We start from the raw sequence: 17,843 nt of genomic DNA, 5'->3' as shown, positions 1-17,843 counted from the left end.
ACTACTACTCATGTAAACGCAAAGCCAGGGGAGAAAGTTTCACAGGCTCATGGTTGTATGGCATATGGTCTTAATTTATGAGCGGACCATTCACACTGATTCTGTAACTTCAGTTACTACGTTAATGGTCTGCTTACGCTGTTTGGCTGACTTGCGGAAGTAGAACAGTTCATAAATGACTGGTATTACGATGAGAGTTAGAATCGTTGCGGCGGTCAGCCCTCCGATTACGACGATCGCTAAACTTTGCGATACGATACTACCTTGCTCAGAATGCCCGAATACAAGCGGTAGCATCGCGCAGATCGTGGCAATCGCAGTCATTAATATTGGACGCATCCGTGTCATCGCTGCCTCGATAATCGCTTCGCGAATAGACATGTGTTCCTCATTATGTTTGATTCGATCAATCAGGACAATCGCATTCGTTACGACTATACCTATTAGCATCAAAGCACCGAACAAGGCCGTGAAGTCAGGCGTCACACCTGATACCAACAATCCAATAATGGCACCAATCGCTGCTAATGGTAGGGAGAACATAATCGCAAGTGGAGCACGAAGCGTCTTGAACGTAAGTACCATGATCAGATAGACTAATCCAATGGAAATCAGTGCAGTCATACCTAAGTCACCAAAATCACCTGCTTGATCCACAGAAGCTCCCCCTGCAAACAAAGTCACACCTTCTGGGGTCTTAATTGTATCTATTTCCTCTTTAATACTAGCACCAATCTTGGACACGAGCTTAGGATCTACCTCCGCAGTAATGCGCAAGTAATTTTTACCTTCCTTGTGATAGACCATAGCTGGTTCATTACGAACTTCAAATTTTGCAAGCTGGGAGACGGGTACCGGACCTCCAGCAGTTATCAGCATCATGCCACTCAGATCCTGCTCTGTTTTCGGCACTAGTGCCGGTTCTAACACGACAGCCGTTGAGACACCATCCAGTTCAATTTGTCCAATCGGTACAGGGTTAAGCATTGCACTAATTTGCATCGCAATTTCTTGACCCTTAGCCTGGAGTGGATCTACGGTGAAGGAAAATACAGGTTTCGTATCGTCCCCACTGCTAGTGACTTTCTCCACTCCGTCCACTGTGGTTAGCTTGGATTTAACTTCCTTCGCTACCTCTGAGATCGCTGTTAGATCATCACCAACAATATCGATATATTCTGTTGTAGAACCTGAGCTCATCATGCTAGTTTCATTTGCTGTCAAAGTAGCTCCGTCATAGTTTTCCTTTTGTGCACGAACTTGTTCTATGAACTTTTCCGCATCTGCGTCTTTCTTCATGATTACCGTATAACTAACTTCAGCAAGTGACGAGACATTCCCCCATTGCGCCATATCACTACTGTTACCATAATCCAGCAATACGGTCTCTGCCTGATCTTGCTTCATCATATATTGTTCAAGTTTCTTTCCGTTATCGAGTATCTCTCCCACCGGAACATCATTTGGATACTGTAGCTTCACAACAACATAATCTGCATTGGAAGCATCCAAAGCGCCTTTAGGCATAAAAACATAGGCTGCGATTGAAGAAGCAAAGACGATGAATGCAAGTGATAGGGTTACCCATTTATGACTGAGATTCCACTGTAGGAATCGTCCAAATTTGGGAGAAGGTTTACCTTCACTCATGTGCGTATTCCGTAAAAGCCATGAACTAAGTAAAGGTACTACTGTCAGGGCTACTACCAATGAGGTAAGTAAGGAATACGTAATTGTTAGGGCAAATGGGAGCAGAAAAGCCTGTAATCCTCCTCTTAGGAGACCCATTGGTAAAAATACAGCCACCGTCGCGATCGTGGAAGAAGTGATTGCCTGAGCAACTTCCTTCGTTGCACCGATCACCATCTCAAGCGAGAAGGATTCCTTTTGCAATCTACGGTAGATATTTTCTATAACTACAATACTATCGTCCACCAGACGCCCAACGGCTACTGCAACGCCTCCAAGCGTAATAATATTCAAGGAGACACCGGATACTTTCAGTAAATATAACGTTATCGCTAGTGAAAGTGGGATCGAAATCACCGTAACTAAAGTCGCACGTATATTACGCAGGAACAATAAAATAACGATGGTCGCGAACAAAGCTCCTATTAATACTTCACGCATCATACTGTTTACAGAGTCAACAACCATATCCGAAGTACTCATAACAACTGATACATCAGCATTTTTTATGGTTTTATTCAAGTTCTCTACAGTTTCTTGGACTTTATTACCTACATCCACCGCATTGGCATTGGCTTCTTTGAATATGACTGCAAATAGAACATCTTTACCGTTTGCTCGGCTGATACTCTCTTTATCCTGTTTCAATTCAACCGTGGCTATATCTTGTAGTGTAACTCCTTCCGCTACTTGCAGCTTCTTCAAAGTATCTACACTTTCAATTTGGGATACAACATTCACGTTACCACTTTGCCCACCAATGGTCTGTGCCCCCACCGATGCTGATACGTTACGCCCTTGAAGTACACCCATCAGTTCTGAGAAGGGTACTCCCATTTGCGCCATCTTGATCTGATCTGCTTCAACATTAATTTGTGAAACCGGTTTTCCATAAAATCCGACATTCGAAACGCCTTTAATATCTTGCAACTGACGAAGTATCGTTTTTTCAGCAATTTCAATATTACCCGAAGTTAGTCCCTCTTCAAAAGAGATCGTCATCTCAGAGACTGGAATCATTGAAGTGTTCAATTGAAGCACGAATGGCTTCATCACACCTTCCGGGTATTGCAGTGGATCTATTGCTTTTTGAACCTCTTGTGCAGCTTCCTTCATATTCGTCTTGGAATCAAAATAAATATCAATCTTCGCATACCCATCTCCCGAGGTAGATAGGATTTCCTTCTTCCCTTTCAATGACCCAAAGGAACTTTCAATCGGTGTTGTTACGTTACTTTCCATGGATCCAGCATTCTGACCAGGCCCGATAACCATGACACTAACCTGCGGATTATCTGCCTCCGGCATAAATTCCATAGGTAGCGTCGTATAACTCACAATCCCTACTACAAGTGCCATAACGGTCAGTAATCCTACCGCCGCTTTGTTGGCAAATGCCCACTTTGTTAACCATCCCATTCCCCTTCGTTCCCCTTCCAATTTTCCAATTAAAAGCTTATCTGTAAGTTCTCTTATGTACTTCTATTAGTTTATTGGGTTTGGGCAGGGATCAAAACGGGCGTGCGACGGGCTACATACTCGACCTGAGACTGAACTTTTTTTCCGTCTAGAGATCGAGTCATAGCTTAAAGTGTGATTCCACTATTGTTCCTAAATTGTTTAGGAGTAGTACCCGTGTATTTCTTGAATACTTTCGTAAAATAACTCTGATCGTTGAATTGAAGCCATGTAGCAATGTCGGATAAAGAGATACCCGATATCTCTGCATCTTTTACGGCATCAATGTCTTTCAATTCTTCTATATACTGGATATGAAAACCACTAAGTGTATACGCTATTCCCCTGAACAGTCCCCCATCAATAGCTGCATGTGTAGCCAGTGTTACGGAGGAGACGGCTAGATTCTTTTTACTGCATAGATGACTCTTCTTAGAGAGTAATCCATATTTCTCCTCGGGAAATGAGACGTAAGTTCTCATCAGTTCGGTTTTATTCCCGTTTTTAATATGCCTGAATAACTCCCGCTCCAACATAGGCTCATGATGCAGCCACGTATTCTCGCGTCGGTAGGAGACATTCAAATCCAAGCTATTACCCTTATGCTGCTTAAACTCCAATGTACGATTGTCTAGCAGCAGTTCCGTAACGGACAAGGCTTTGCCGGTGATCAGCGAGTACAACAGCATCGCGGCATGATTCAATCTCATTCGATTTAATACGGTCAGGTTATGCTAATAATGAAGCCAACCCTCCTGATGATTGAGCGAAATATCGTTGTCATGCAATAACCCTGCGAAAGTCAGATGAATATGAAAGGGCGTCCCCTACCATAATGGCTTGGGAACGCCCTTTCACTTTGGTTAATCCTGTTTGGAAATCGATACTACCAACTCGCCGCCAGACTCTTGAACCTCAATCACGGAACCCTCCTCAGCTTCACCACCAATGAGCGCACGTGCAACTCGAGTCTCCAAGCTACGCTGGATGAACCGTTTGAGCGGTCTTGCACCATACACGGGATCAAAGCCTTCCTTGGCAATAAAACGCACTGCCTCTTCATTTAAGACGAGGCCAATCCCACGTTCAACTAAGCGTACACGTAATTCATCCACCAACTTATCTACAATCTGCTCAATTTCGTTAAGGGTCAATGGTTTGAACATCACGATGTCATCTATTCGGTTCAGGAATTCAGGACGGAAATGACCTCTCAAATCATTCATAACCTTTGCCTTTGCCTCTTCCGTAAGTTCACCCTGATCATCGGTGCCTTGAATAAGATGTGGTGAACCGATATTAGAGGTCATAATGATAATCGTATTCTTGAAGTCGACGTTACGTCCTTGCGAATCGGTCAATCGCCCGTCATCCAATAGCTGTAATAGTATATTAAATACGTCAGGATGTGCCTTCTCAACTTCATCCAGCAGGACAACTGTGTAGGGTTGACGTCGCACCGCCTCCGTGAGTTGACCGCCTTCCTCATAACCGACATACCCTGGAGGTGCTCCAACAAGACGGGAGACACTATGCTTCTCCATATACTCCGACATATCAATGCGGATCATACCATCTTCGCGGTCAAACAAGGATACTGCGAGTGCCTTCGCTAGCTCCGTCTTCCCGACTCCAGTCGGACCAAGGAACAGGAATGAGCCAATGGGACGATTTGGATCCTTGATTCCAGCCCGCGCACGGAGCACAGCGTCGGCCACCAGATTGACCGCTTCATCCTGCCCAACAACCCGTTCATGTAATGTTTCTTCCAGACGCAACAGCTTTTCCCGTTCTCCCTCAACCAGGCGAGTAACGGGTACCCCGGTCCAGCGAGAGACAATATCCGCAATTTCTTCCTCAGTCACCGCTTCACGTAGTAGTCTAGTATCTTGATCCTGTAGTGCAGTTTCTTCAGCTTCCTTCAATTGTCGTTCCAAATCCGGGATAATGCCATAACTCAGTTCTGCCGATTTATTGAGATCGTATTCCTCCTGAGCATCCACCAGATCCTTACGTGCTTGCTCTAACCGTTTCTTGATCTCGCGAATACCTTGAATAGCTGATTTTTCCTTCTCCCAACGTGCGGACATCCCAAGCTGCTTCTCCTTGAGATCGGCTAGTTCGCGTTGAAGTATTTCTAGACGACGCTTGCTGGCATCATCGGTTTCTTTCTTCAGAGCAGCTTCTTCAATCTCCATTTGCATAAGACGGCGTGTAACTTCATCCATCTCACTTGGCATGGAGTCAATTTCCGTGCGGATCATCGCGCAAGCTTCGTCCACAAGGTCAATCGCTTTATCGGGTAGATAACGATCAGTAATATAGCGATTGGATAGAACCCCCGCAGCAACTAAGGCGCTATCATGGATTTTGACCCCGTGATGAACCTCAAATCGTTCTTTTAATCCACGCAGAATCGAGATTGTATCCTCTACATCGGGCTCACTAACTAACACCTGTTGGAACCGGCGCTCCAGTGCTGGGTCCTTCTCAATGTACTTCCGATATTCATCAAGTGTTGTCGCACCAATACAGTGCAGCTCACCTCGGGCCAACATCGGCTTCAGCATATTTCCCGCATCCATAGCACCTTCAGTTTTACCTGCTCCAACAATGGTGTGCAACTCATCAATAAATAGAATAATTCTCCCGTTGCTCTCGCGAACTTCTTTCAATACAGCCTGCAGACGCTCTTCGAATTCCCCACGGAATTTGGCACCCGCCACAAGCGCACTCATATCGAGGGAAAAAATAGTCTTATCCTTCAGCCCTTCAGGCACGTCTTTCCGTACAATTCGATGCGCTAGTCCTTCTACAATAGCCGTCTTCCCTACACCTGGTTCCCCGATCAACACTGGATTGTTTTTCGTTTTACGGGACAGAATACGAATGATCCGGCGAATCTCGCCATCACGCCCGATGACCGGATCAATCTTCCCCGCCCGAACGTCCGCCACGAGATCACGTCCATATTTCTCTAGAACCTCGTAGGTTGCTTCTGGTTCTCGACTCGTCACCCGTTGATGTCCGCGAATTTCGGCGAGCACCGACAATAACTTATCTCGCGTTACCCCCCGGTTCGTAAATATCTCACGTAGTTCGCGACTTTCCTTGCTTGAATCGGACACCATTGCTAGTACCGCATGTTCCACAGCGACGAACTCGTCTTGCATCTGTGCAGCTTCCTTCTCCGCTCTTTCCAGCACACCAATCAGGGATGGTGAGGCATACAGCCTTACAGTTGCTGCTCCGGATCCACTAACACTTGGCTTACGTTGAAGTAACATATCAGTACTGTATAACATCTCAGCTACAGGAATATTCATTTTTTGCAATAATCTTGGTAGCAGGCCCTCTTGTTGCTGGAGCAATGCCTTCAAAAGATGGAGATTATCGATCTCCTGATGCCCGCTTTCTGAAGCCAGTGTCTGTGCTGCAGCAACAGCTTCCTGCAACTTCTGCGTTAATTTATTGAAATCCATAAATCTCACACCTTTCAGTTTATTTATCTATGATTAACCCATTGTGGTCTTACGCCGCCGTGTGCTGATACTTGTTCGTTTAGGTCCAGCAGTAAACCGGCTAGACTCGGCTAATTTGCGATATAGATTTTTCTCAGCTTCACTTGTATGTTCGGGAACGATGATTTCAATGCCAAACAAAATATCTCCGTTCGTCCCATTCTCGCGCTTTAAGCCCTTGCCTGGAATACGTAGTGTCTTGCCACTTTGAATGCCTGCTGGAATTTTCAGTTTCACAATACTACCGTCTGGTAATGGTACCTTGGTCTCTCCTCCCAAAACTGCTTGCCACGGAGCAATTTGTACAATACCATGTAAATCACCTTCTTGAGGATCATAGATTTCATGAGGCAAAATATGCAGCGTAAGTAACAAGTCCCCGCCCGTTATCATGCCATTCTGAGCGTTTCCTTGTATTCTAATCACTTTACCTTCGTGTGATCGTGCTGGAATGTGAACATTCACATTCGCACCACCCACTTGTACTCTTACGTCCCCACCCTTGTATGCCTGCTCCAGCGAAATCTCTAACTGTGCTTGTATGCTGCTGGCTTGACGTGCATTCCCACTACCAGAGAAGAAATCAAACCCAGCTCGATCCGCTCCCCGGTTCCCAAAGAACATTCCAAACAAGTCCTCTTCAGGTATGCCTGAACTGCTTCCGTAAGCATAACTTCCTCCTTGCCAGCCTGCGCCAAAAGGATTGTCGCCATATGAAGAAGTTCCACTAGTCTTAGTTCCATTAGCTCTTCCTCGTCCGAATCCATATCTCAGTAGCTCATCATATTCCTTACGTTTCTCCTCACTGCCAAGTACCTCGTAAGCTTCAGCTACTTCCTTGAACTTCGCCTCTGCCTCAGGTGCTTTGTTTACATCGGGATGCCACTTCTTGGCGAGCTTCTGATAGGCCTTCTTGATCTCCTTCTGTGATGCCCCTTTACTTACTCCCAAAACTTCATAGTAATTTTTTGTAGCCATGTCCGTCCCCTCCTTTCATCTATATGATTTCACATCCTTCATAAATTGATTCTGAGAAAAGACGCACCATAGCCGGAATCATCCACTACAATGCGCCTTATATATCAACACTCTTTATTAAAAATTGATAATCTTAATCTAATTTGTCCTTATTCAGCCTGCGTTCCTGTGGAATCTCCATCTTGAATTTCGATACGTTTACTTTGTACTTTTTGCTGCTTCGGAACCATAAGCGTGAGCATGCCGTCTTTTAACGAAGCTCTGATACTTTCTTCTTCTATATCTTGCAAGTAGAATCTCCGAACATATTCGCCAAATCGACGTTCTCTACGAATAACCTGATGATTCTCATTCTCTTCAAGATTATCTTCTTTGCGTACAGCTTTGATCGTCAAATACGGATTGGCGAAGTCAATGTCGATTTCTTCTTTCTTAAAACCAGGAAGCTCAGCTTCGATCAGATATGTTTGCTCACTTTCACGGATATCCGTTCTGAAGGACATTGTAGAACTTTTGATCGGTGCAAAGAAATCATCATTGAACACTTCATTCAACGATTTAGTCAGTACACCAAAAGCATCATCTCTACGTCTGTTAAAAGGAACTAAATCAAACATTTCACATTCTCCTCTCAAAAATCTGACTTTGACTTTCTTTGACCTTATGACTTAATTATAGTCTCCTTTCTGAGTTAAAACAAAGTCGATTTAGGCCGGTATGAATCCGAAATCTGCCGTTTTGGACTATTTTTTCACATTAAATGATATTTTTTTAATTATTTGACCTTATTTGACCTTTAATCAAAGTGCCTCTTCTGAAATAACAAAAAAAAGCCCGACATGGTTCATCGGGCTTCATCTAATTATGAATTTCTTATCACATCGTTCTATTACTACTATGCATTTTTCTTAGCCCTAATAATTTTCCCCATCTTATTTATATATACTAGCATCAGAACAATCGCACAACCAAGTATGGCGCCCTGTAGAAATTCAGGAAATCCCCAGTCGAAGCGTTTATTACCAAAGTAGACTGCCATGAACGCAATCGCAATTAGGTACAAACCAGAGTGTGGCATTTTATATTTATTTTTCATTTAACTAACCTCCTAAAGTTTATTTTTTTGTTTCATTTATCAATTCAACAATAACCTTAAATTTTATAAGCCTTCATTGCTTTACGTAGTTCTTTGAATGATGGACGCTTCCCATAGAGCAGTACGCCCGTACGGTAAATCTTAGCGGATAACCATCCGAAGAGCACAATCGATATAACGAGGATTGCGAGCGACAGCGCGATTTCCCATGTTGCAATTTCTCCAAGTCCGATTCGTACGAGCATAGACACGGGAGATATAAACGGAATATAGGTACACACCTTTAGCAGCATCGAGTTAGGAGCTGACAAGCTGAAAATCCCGATATAGAATGTCGCCAAAGATAGCATCGTGATTGGCATAATCGCCTGCCCCAAATCTTCTGTCCGACTCACGAGTGAACCGATAGCAGCAAACAAGGTAGCATAGAGGAAGTAACCTAGGATATAGAAGATGAAGCCTAAAATAACCACCTGCAAGTTAATTTGTGATAAATCAAGATCGAAATCCGCTAACAGAGGTGCATTGTGTGGCAACGAAACATTCACAACCACAACTGCAGCGAAGATTGCTATCTGCAATATTCCTATCAAGAACATACCCACGATTTTCCCAAACATTTGAGTGAGTGGTGATACACTAGTTATCAGAATCTCCATAACACGTGAGCTCTTCTCTGCCGTTACCTCTGCAGCAATCATATTTCCCGTCATCATATTAGAGAAAAAGAAGAGGAATATGAGGACATATACGATAACATAGTTAATGATCGCTATGCTCTTCGAGCCTGATGCTGACTCACCATTTTCACCCGATGCCGCATCTGGAAGTGCCTTAAATGTCGCAATTTGTACTGGCATATTAATCTCAGCTACCTGCTCTGCAGTAAGTGAACCTTTAGTAATATATTGAGTCTTTACACTTTGTAATGCAGCTTGCAAAGACGTCTGAAGACTAACATCCATACTCTCTTTGTTAGAGGTAAAGCTTACTTCAGGAAATGCCCCATTTGTATCTTGACTGAAGTCCAGATAACCATCAATCTTCTTGTCTTTAATATCCTGCTTCAACACTGCCTCATCCGCCACTTGATATTCTACGAAAGAGTACTTGTTATTAGATTGCTTATCCGTATAGACCTTCAAAGATTCAGCGATTTCTGGTTGATTTCCGTATACGAGACCAATCTTTGCTACCGATTCACTATCTTCACCTGTAAACTTTTCTATAAAATAAGGTACGTTAAGACCGATTGAAACAAGTAAAGCTAGAATCACCGTTGTAATGACAAAAGATTTTGCTCTAACCTTATTCAAAAATGTAAAGCCGATGACCGTTCCTAATCTATTCATTCGACTCACCTACCTCTTTAATGAAAATTTGATTAAGCGTTGGTTCCTTTATTTCGAAGTGTTCAACATCGCTCTCTTCCATTGCTTTACGCAATATAGCTTTTGCCGCAGCAACATCAGAAATTGAAATTCTGTATCCCCGTTCTTGTCGCTCGACCTTCTTAACACCCTCCAACTGCTCTAGTCCGGTTACTTCTCCCGTCGTGTGAAGAATGACTTCTTCTCTAGGATAACGTTTCTTGATCTCACGTAGGTTACCTTGCAATACCGTCTTCGATCGATCCAGTATCGTAATGTTACGACACAACTCTTCTACATGTTCCATCCGGTGCGTAGAGAACAAAATACTGGTCCCTGCATCACGCAACTCCAAAACCGTAGCCTTTAGCAATTCTACATTCACAGGATCAAGTCCACTAAAAGCTTCATCCAAAATAAGAATATCCGGTTTATGTACAACCGCGGCGACAAAGCCCATTTTCTGTTGATTCCCTTTGGACAATTCCTCAATTTTCTTATCATAATACTCTGGCACCTCAAAACGATCGAGCCAATAACGAAGACTCTTATCTGCATCAGAAGTTGACATGCCGCGTAATCTGGCCAAGTATTTGATCTGATCACTCACTTTTACCTTGGGATACAGTCCCCGTTCTTCCGGCAAATACCCGATCAAATGTTGAAGCTCCTTACCATAGGGCTTACCATGATACATAATACGACCACTATCTGGGTAAATTAGTCCAAGGACCATACGCATTGTTGTCGTTTTCCCAGCACCATTAGCTCCTAACAGGCCATATATTTCGCCTTTCTCAACTTGTAGTGATATTTCATTTACCGCTGTCTTGTCGCCAAATTGCTTAACAACCTTCTCTAAAAGTAATGCATTTGCCATTCTGTTACACCCTCTTCTCTTAGTTTAATTTATTATTGAGGTCTATGTCCTTTTATCCAAAGGTCTAAAATCTCTTCCAATTCAAGACTTCGACTCTTAATGATCTGCAGTTCTTTGAGATGTGAAGCACTCCAATCATCCTGCCTATCCCTAACGATTAACTTCTTTGTGGATGGACCATCGTCTTGACACGAAATGACCTCTGCGAACTTTTCAATTCCTGCAAGCTCCCCTCGAACCCAAATCTCTTTAAAGCTACCATAGAGCATATCTTTCTCGAACATACCTAACGTTTGACCCTGATGAACTAGAACAATATAATCAGCAAGTCGTTTCACTTCGTCAACGATATGTGTAGATAAGACGATCGTCAAATCCTCCCCATCCATACAACTCCGAAGTTCATCGATCATGTCCTTCCAAGCAAAGGGATCAAGTCCAGAAGAAGGTTCATCAAGCAGTAGTAGTTTGGGACGTATCGCAAGCGCAGCGGCGATCTCAAATTTACGACGTTCTCCTTTAGACATCCGGTTTAGACGCTCTTTCCGAGGGACATTAAATCGAGCCACCAACTCTTCAAACCGATTATGATCCCATGACGGATACCAATGTGCTCGGAAACCCGCTGCTTCTTCAACTGTCATGAAGTTTTCTTCAGTGACCGGTCCCTCAGGTACATACGCAATTCCCTGTTTCAGTTCTGTTGGCAGAATGCCTGTACTCGTTTCACCAAACCATTTAATTTCCCCTGCATCCAATGTGGTTATTTGCATTAACATTTGAAGGATTGTGCTCTTACCAGACCCATTGGGACCAACTAACGCTACGATATATCCTACTGGGATCTGCATATCTATCGGTCCGATTACTTTCCTTAGTCCGCGTTTCACAGCCCCTCGAAACTCTAAAGCCAACTGCTCCGTCACTTAGGATCACTTCCTTCGTTCTCAAGATATTTCTTATTTAAAATTTTCAGAAATAATTCTTTAAGTTCTTCTTTGCCATATTGAACTGATTTACCGACTTCAACCGCCGATTCTAGAGCTTCCTGTACAGCTACTCTTCGGTATTCATCTCTTTCGCCTGCTCCAACTTTAGCAACAAATGTCCCGGTCCCCTGTTTTGTCCGAAGTAGTCCTTCGCTCTCCAAATCCTGATATACTCTGCGGACTGTAATAACACTGCAACTCAAGCTTCCAGCAAATTCTCTTATAGAGGGAAGTAGGGTTCCTTCATCTATCTGTCCGCTGACAATCAACGATCTTAATTGCGTTTCTATCTGATGATACAACGGCTCTGGGCTACTCTCATTAATCTGAATAGGAATCCACACCTTTCTACCTCACCTCCACCTTAGCAATCATATGGGACCCCCAACCTTACTTTAAATCTCGTATAGCTAATTTGCGCTCGGTTGCCTTTAACAATACGGTAAATCCAGCACACCCTATGATTAACGATCCCCACATAAGTGGAGATAGAAACGAAAAGCGACTTGTATAATCTACAGTAAGCATAACCAGGTTCGTATTGACCACTCTCAAAACAACAGTTATCACAGCTACGGACAACACCACACTGGTTGTCATCCAGAAGTAGGTGCGCCCTTTCTTGAGGAGCTCAAAATAGATATAAGCACCATTCATAAGTAACGCGAACCCATTCCAAGTTAATATAAAAACGATATACTGACCTATATTCAGGTTATCCCGTAGTTCGTTTGACATGATGTACAAGAGCGGATAAAAGATAATCCCATTAAATATTAATGCCGTTACTAACTGAATGATCCTTGCCTTCATAATCGTTCCAATTGCAATGGGAAGTGCCCGATAGTAGTGAAGCATTCCGGTATAACAATCCTCTTTTATATAACTAAAAGAACGTCTCGAGAAGAAAAAACCGGTTAATGGAATGACAAGTAACATCATAAAGTCGGAAAATGGTTGTAATACTCTCTCTGTTTCATTCCGAAATTCTATCATCGTACTTATCGAAATTCCTATATAAATCATAAAAATAATATTACCTATCAGATGTAATCGATCCATGCGTAAATCCTTTTTGAAAATAAACCAAGCGTTTTTCCATGTATCCAAGTGAATCAACCTTTCTCTTCTTTAGTTCACTTATATCTTTCAGTGTGCTGGTGTTTATATCTTTATACACAGTATATACTGTGCTTTTTTCGTCGTCAATACTTTTTACAAAAATAAACAAATAAAACTCCATCTGTCGAGGGAGATGTTTATAATCAATTGCTATCTGTTCCAATTAATCATTGCCACAAAGACGGTCTAGTGGCAGTAAAACGTTCTCACAGCGTGCTTTCATGCTATAAAACGCAGAAAAGACTGTTGAGATCATCTCAACAGCCTTTATTTATGTTCACTCTATAGATTGAATCAGTATCCCCAGATTACTTTCCATACTGCTTGGGTATGTCCACCCGGATATAAGATATATAGCAGCACGTATACTGCTACACCGGTAATCGCCGTAAAGAACCAAATGACTGCCGTTATTCTTCCCAATTTACGATGTTTTGCATACTTTTCCTTAAAGCCGAGCACAAGCGTAGTCAGACCAAATACAGCAGCAACGGTCGCCAGTATGATATGGAAAATAAGAAATGTCTGATAATAGCCCTTCAAATTATCCGGGCCACCCCATGACGTATTTCCGATAAATACCGTCCGTGACGAGTAAATTATGAAGAAGAGTATTGCAGCAATCGCTGCAGCAATCATCGTTTTCTTATGCGCTTCCCTTTTACCATTGATAATGAGTCCCCAACCAATCCCAACCAACACAGCGCTGATTACGATAAATGCAGTACTGATTGTCGGGAACAATGTGTATAAATCCATTTCAATCCTCCTAATGATTTAATTAAGCTTCCCAGAAGGTAACTCCGATATAGGTGCGGACACAATATCCTCATCGTCACCCTCCCGGTTCTCCTGCCTGTACCATTGATAGAACACATAAGCCAGCATTGAGGCAAATATGATCTCCTGAAGAAATTTCATGAGAATTCCGCCGACCTGTTGATCGATTGCAGGCTCCAAATATCCAAAAAACTGTGGACCACCAAACTGGCTAAGTAGATACGTAGTATCACCCGGTATACAATATCCCATGGCCTTCACCCACACTACTGGATCATTATAAGTTGCGTATAGCGGCTCACCTGCAAAAATAATCAAGCCGCAAGCCGGCGTTAACAGTACCATGTTGAGGAAGATGTATCCCATTTTCTTCAGACCTTGCGCCTCTGCCGCCTCTGGCAGTGGGTTAACAAGCGTCCACCACATGAACCCCGAAGTAATGAACAAAATGAGGTAATATACTCGGTGAATTCCAAAGTTCAGCATGACATAATCATGAATCACCGGAATGTGATAGAACGAGAACAACCCATTGAAAAGTACAGCAGCCACGATGGGCTTAACTAAAAACTTTAAACGCCGCAGTGGACTTTTAGCGAGAAACTGTATTATAGCACGCCAAGCCCAGAGAGGAATACCCAGCATCAAGAGCGGTGGAGCGATCAAATAGGATAAGGCCATACTGAGCATATGAAAACTAAACATCATGTGGCCCAGCAGATCGATAGGTCCTCCCTGTGCCAAGTAGAGCAACATCATCCCTGTCACGAACAATACTTTCCTACCTACAGATACAGATTGTCCTTCTCCAATTTTCTCACTTAACGGGCCCACAAGCAAGAAGTACCCGGCAAGGATCAGCAACATTACCGCTAAATATACCAGATTCCACACTTGTTCAAAGTTGAAATATTCTAAACCCAGCATGACAAAACCTCCTTCCATCGCACTTAAATCTGTCCAAATTGTGAACTACCTGCTGAATATACAAAAGAGGGGGCTTATAAGCAAGCCCACCTCTTCATATACTTCATGATCCAAAGATGACTTTTGGACCAACCTCTCTAAGACCACCACATCCAGTAAAGCGCCGTAATAATTGCTGTACCGGCTACAAAAAATCCCCCAGCCATAAAGATAATCGGGATCATATGCCCCTTATCCTTCAAATGCATCCAGTACCCCAGCTGCACGAGCACCTGCAACACTGCCATGACCAGAAGTATAACCACTGTAAATGCGATATTGACGCCCCCAGCCGCAACGGCCGCAAACGCTATGAGAGTCAATACAATAGAGAATATAAAAGCAATTACATGTTTCTGCGGTCCTTCTTGGCGGTGACGCCGCTTTATCACCGAATCAACATGTTTATCCTGGTCTTCCATCCTCTATACCCCCGCCTTCCCGAGTAGATAGACAACTGTGAAGATGAATACCCATACCACATCGATGAAATGCCAATACATCGCGGATACATATATTTTAGGAGCCGTTACGACCGTAAGCCCCTTCTTTAACAACTGTCCAATCAGAATACCGATCCATAGAATCCCGAATAACACGTGTGCCCCGTGGAATCCAACAAGCGTATAGAACGCAGAACTGAAAGCACTAGTCGTCATACTGTAATCATCATGAATCATATATACCGAAAATTCATAAATCTCCAATATGAGGAACGCAAGCCCCAGCAATACCGTTACGCTTAGCCAGCCCATTAGCGACTCCTTATTGCCCCGGTGCATCGCTTGAATAGCGAATACACTCGTTAAGCTACTGACTAACAAGATAAACGTAGCCGCAGCAGTCATCGGTAAACTGAACAGTTCACTAGCTGAAGGACCATCCGCCACTTGATTTCTCAGTGTTAGAAAAGTAGCGAATAGGGTACCGAACAACACAGCCTCACCGCCGAGAAATAACCAAAAGGCTAGAATCTTGTTGCGCCCTTCGAGCGTCGCTTTATCCGGCTCATGAGGAAGCGCTCCTGTAGCCTTTGGCGCATGTGGTGTCGTCATGCCTTGACCCCCTTCTCGTTCAGTTCATCCTGTTCAATATGCCACCCATGATCATCAAAGAGCGAACGCCACAGCATGGATCCGAAGGTAATAGCAAGACCGATCCCGGTCACAATATAGTTGTTAAAGATGAAGTTCAAGAAGTTATTCCCAAAGTCATCACTTGTAAACATGAATCCAAGTCCGGCAATAAAAATACCTAGTGACATCAAAAACGGAAGAATCGTCGCAGAAGGCATATGAATTGGCCCTACTGGTTCCGCTGGAGTCATCTCTTTATGACCCGCCGTCTTTTCCTTCCAGAAAGCATCAAGACCACGAACGAGTGGGATTTGCTTGAAATTGTATTCTGGCGGTGGAGATGGGATACTCCATTCCAATGTCCGTCCGTCTTCCCACGGATCATTCGCTACCCCTATAGGCTGACGAGCCGTGATAACTGCGTTAACTAAGAAAATAATCACACCTACGCCCATTAAGAACGCACCTATCGTACTGACTAAATTCATAAGGTCAAAGCCTTGATTCGGCAAATAAGTGAAGACCCGACGTTGCATCCCAATCAACCCAAGGAAATGCTGAACGAAGAAAGTTAGATGAAACCCAATAATAAACGTCCAGAACTCCCACTTACCTAATTTCTCACTTAGCATCCGTCCAAACATCTTAGGCCACCAGTAATGAAGTCCAGCGAATAAGCCCAGAACAAGGCCCCCGACAATTACGTAGTGAAAATGCGCCACAACGAAATATGTATCGTGGTACTGATAATCAGCTGGTGCAGAAGCCAACATAACACCGGTTACCCCACCCATTACGAACGTCGGGATAAACCCAGCGGCAAATAGATTAGGTACTGTAAAACGGATTTGCCCACCCCACATGGTGAACAACCAGTTAAAGATCTTGATTCCTGTAGGGACCGCAATCAACATCGTTGAAATAGAGAACAATGCATTGGCTACAGGGCCTAGACCTGTCGTAAACATATGATGCGCCCACACCATGAAGCCTAAAAAGGCGATCAAAATTGTAGCAAATACCATGGAACTGTAACCAAACAACCGCTTGCGCGAGAAGGTACTGATGACTTCAGAAATAACTCCAAAAGCCGGAAGAATCAGAATATAAACTTCTGGATGCCCAAAGATCCAGAATATATGCTGCCAGAGTACCGGGTTTCCACCCTTCGACACGTCGAAGAAATTTGCACCAAGAATCCGGTCAAACGTAAGTAACACCAATCCTACCGTAATAGCAGGAAAGGCGAATAGGATCATCGCTGACGTAATGAACGATGTCCATGTGAACATTGGCATCCGCATAAAGGACATGCCCGGTGCACGCATAGTAATGATCGTCGCCAGGAAGTTAATCCCTCCGATTAGTGTACCTAAACCCGCTATCTGCAGGCCAATCGTGTAGAAATCGATACCGTGCGTCAAACTGTAGGTTGCGGAAGACAACGGAGTGTACGACGTCCAACCTGCATCAGGTGCCCCACCCATAATCCAACTCAAATTAAGCAACAAACCACCGAACAAAAACGTCCAGAATCCCAAAGAATTCAAGAATGGAAACGCTACATCGCGTGCCCCAATCTGAAGCGGGATAACGGCGTTCATTAGTGCAAAGATAACCGGCATAACTCCAAGAAAGATCATGGTCGTACCGTGCATTGTTATCAATTCATTAAATTGCTGAGCCGATACAAAATCATTCATCGGCTTCGCAAGCTGAACACGGATTAATAGCGCTTCAATCCCACCAATGCCGAAGAAGAAGCCTCCAGCCCATAAGTACAGGATAGCGATTTTCTTATGATCGACGGTTGTTAACCAGTCCATCAAACCCTTGTGCCGCTTGACACTATGAGCATGAGCCAAGGTTTGTTCCCCCTTTAATTTCCGAGTGGATCTATGTCGCATGAAGCACCAAA

At 43.6% G+C, this 17,843-nt stretch carries 16 protein-coding genes; all 16 read right to left on the bottom strand.

All coding sequences use genetic code 11. The annotated features are described in order from the left end of the window. Positions 1 to 90: 90 nt before the first annotated feature. The 16 genes from NST85_RS03400 to ctaD all read right to left on the bottom strand — a co-directional run bounded on the left by NST85_RS03400 (position 91) and on the right by ctaD (position 17,751). On the bottom strand, positions 91 to 3,108 hold the full coding sequence (locus NST85_RS03400; RefSeq protein WP_341188535.1) for an efflux RND transporter permease subunit: 3,018 nt from the start codon (positions 3,106 to 3,108) through the stop codon (positions 91 to 93). Positions 3,109 to 3,275: 167 nt separating this feature from the next. After that, a complete protein-coding gene (locus NST85_RS03395; RefSeq protein WP_341188534.1) occupies positions 3,276 to 3,857 on the bottom strand; it encodes an AraC family transcriptional regulator in 582 nt (193 codons plus the stop codon). Between the two features lie 153 nt (positions 3,858 to 4,010). Next, on the bottom strand, positions 4,011 to 6,629 hold the full coding sequence (clpB, locus tag NST85_RS03390; protein ID WP_341188533.1) for an ATP-dependent chaperone ClpB: 2,619 nt from the start codon (positions 6,627 to 6,629) through the stop codon (positions 4,011 to 4,013). Between the two features lie 33 nt (positions 6,630 to 6,662). Next, positions 6,663 to 7,646, bottom strand: a complete 984-nt coding sequence (locus NST85_RS03385; protein ID WP_445671141.1) for a DnaJ C-terminal domain-containing protein — start codon at positions 7,644 to 7,646, stop codon at positions 6,663 to 6,665. A gap of 149 nt (positions 7,647 to 7,795) precedes the next feature. Then, positions 7,796 to 8,263, bottom strand: coding sequence for an Hsp20/alpha crystallin family protein (locus NST85_RS03380; protein ID WP_341188532.1), 468 nt, complete (start codon positions 8,261 to 8,263; stop codon positions 7,796 to 7,798). 278 nt (positions 8,264 to 8,541) lie between these two features. After that, entirely contained in the window at positions 8,542 to 8,742 is a 201-nt protein-coding gene (locus NST85_RS03375) for a hypothetical protein (protein WP_341188531.1), read from the bottom strand. Between the two features lie 56 nt (positions 8,743 to 8,798). After that, a complete protein-coding gene (locus NST85_RS03370; RefSeq protein WP_127190073.1) occupies positions 8,799 to 10,094 on the bottom strand; it encodes an ABC transporter permease in 1,296 nt (431 codons plus the stop codon). Continuing rightward, positions 10,087 to 10,992, bottom strand: coding sequence for an ABC transporter ATP-binding protein (locus tag NST85_RS03365; RefSeq protein WP_127190072.1), 906 nt, complete (start codon positions 10,990 to 10,992; stop codon positions 10,087 to 10,089). The genes NST85_RS03370 and NST85_RS03365 overlap by 8 nt, the downstream gene beginning before the upstream one ends. A 32-nt stretch (positions 10,993 to 11,024) precedes the next feature. Next, positions 11,025 to 11,918 carry an ATP-binding cassette domain-containing protein gene (locus tag NST85_RS03360; protein WP_246053930.1) on the bottom strand — a complete coding sequence of 298 codons (894 nt, stop codon included), beginning with the start codon at positions 11,916 to 11,918 and terminating at the stop codon, positions 11,025 to 11,027. Further along, positions 11,915 to 12,325, bottom strand: a complete 411-nt coding sequence (locus NST85_RS03355) for a GntR family transcriptional regulator (RefSeq protein WP_127190071.1) — start codon at positions 12,323 to 12,325, stop codon at positions 11,915 to 11,917. The genes NST85_RS03360 and NST85_RS03355 overlap by 4 nt, the downstream gene beginning before the upstream one ends. 46 nt (positions 12,326 to 12,371) lie before the next feature. After that, entirely contained in the window at positions 12,372 to 13,091 is a 720-nt protein-coding gene (locus NST85_RS03350; RefSeq protein WP_127190070.1) for a hypothetical protein, read from the bottom strand. A gap of 306 nt (positions 13,092 to 13,397) precedes the next feature. After that, positions 13,398 to 13,862 carry a DUF420 domain-containing protein gene (locus NST85_RS03345; protein WP_341188530.1) on the bottom strand — a complete coding sequence of 155 codons (465 nt, stop codon included), beginning with the start codon at positions 13,860 to 13,862 and terminating at the stop codon, positions 13,398 to 13,400. Positions 13,863 to 13,880: 18 nt separating this feature from the next. Beyond that, positions 13,881 to 14,810: a cytochrome c oxidase assembly factor CtaG gene (ctaG, locus tag NST85_RS03340; protein ID WP_341188529.1), complete on the bottom strand. Its 930-nt coding sequence runs from the start codon at positions 14,808 to 14,810 to the stop codon at positions 13,881 to 13,883. A 137-nt stretch (positions 14,811 to 14,947) separates the two neighbouring features. Further along, entirely contained in the window at positions 14,948 to 15,271 is a 324-nt protein-coding gene (locus tag NST85_RS03335) for a cytochrome C oxidase subunit IV family protein (protein WP_127190067.1), read from the bottom strand. 3 nt (positions 15,272 to 15,274) lie between these two features. Beyond that, positions 15,275 to 15,904 carry a cytochrome (ubi)quinol oxidase subunit III gene (locus tag NST85_RS03330; protein WP_341188528.1) on the bottom strand — a complete coding sequence of 210 codons (630 nt, stop codon included), beginning with the start codon at positions 15,902 to 15,904 and terminating at the stop codon, positions 15,275 to 15,277. Then, on the bottom strand, positions 15,901 to 17,751 hold the full coding sequence (gene ctaD, locus NST85_RS03325) for a cytochrome c oxidase subunit I (RefSeq protein ID WP_341191063.1): 1,851 nt from the start codon (positions 17,749 to 17,751) through the stop codon (positions 15,901 to 15,903). Before ctaD ends, NST85_RS03330 begins: the two co-directional genes overlap by 4 nt. Between the last annotated feature and the right edge of the window lie 92 nt (positions 17,752 to 17,843).

The organism is Paenibacillus sp. FSL K6-2524 (assembly GCF_038005525.1).
Lineage (GTDB): Bacteria > Bacillota > Bacilli > Paenibacillales > Paenibacillaceae > Fontibacillus > Fontibacillus anaericanus.
The sequence above is the reverse complement of the archived record's forward strand: the minus strand, read 5'-3'. Positions and strand labels throughout refer to the sequence as shown.

Bases quoted from the DNA above. Each gene is read 5' to 3' on its own strand.
- NST85_RS03365 (WP_127190072.1), bottom strand. From the start codon at position 10,992: ATGGCAAATGCATTACTTTTAGAGAAGGTTGTTAAGCAATTTGGCGAC.
- NST85_RS03330 (WP_341188528.1), bottom strand. From the start codon at position 15,904: ATGACGACACCACATGCGCCAAAGGCTACAGGAGCGCTTCCTCATGAG.
- NST85_RS03375 (WP_341188531.1), bottom strand. From the start codon at position 8,742: ATGAAAAATAAATATAAAATGCCACACTCTGGTTTGTACCTAATTGCG.
- NST85_RS03370 (WP_127190073.1), bottom strand. From the start codon at position 10,094: ATGAATAGATTAGGAACGGTCATCGGCTTTACATTTTTGAATAAGGTT.
- clpB (WP_341188533.1), bottom strand. From the start codon at position 6,629: ATGGATTTCAATAAATTAACGCAGAAGTTGCAGGAAGCTGTTGCTGCA.
- NST85_RS03400 (WP_341188535.1), bottom strand. From the start codon at position 3,108: ATGGGATGGTTAACAAAGTGGGCATTTGCCAACAAAGCGGCGGTAGGA.
- NST85_RS03345 (WP_341188530.1), bottom strand. From the start codon at position 13,862: ATGGATTTATACACATTGTTCCCGACAATCAGTACTGCATTTATCGTA.
- NST85_RS03335 (WP_127190067.1), bottom strand. From the start codon at position 15,271: ATGGAAGACCAGGATAAACATGTTGATTCGGTGATAAAGCGGCGTCAC.
- ctaG (WP_341188529.1), bottom strand. From the start codon at position 14,810: ATGCTGGGTTTAGAATATTTCAACTTTGAACAAGTGTGGAATCTGGTA.
- ctaD (WP_341191063.1), bottom strand. From the start codon at position 17,751: ATGGACTGGTTAACAACCGTCGATCATAAGAAAATCGCTATCCTGTAC.
- NST85_RS03385 (WP_445671141.1), bottom strand. From the start codon at position 7,646: ATGGCTACAAAAAATTACTATGAAGTTTTGGGAGTAAGTAAAGGGGCA.
- NST85_RS03395 (WP_341188534.1), bottom strand. From the start codon at position 3,857: ATGAGATTGAATCATGCCGCGATGCTGTTGTACTCGCTGATCACCGGC.
- NST85_RS03380 (WP_341188532.1), bottom strand. From the start codon at position 8,263: ATGTTTGATTTAGTTCCTTTTAACAGACGTAGAGATGATGCTTTTGGT.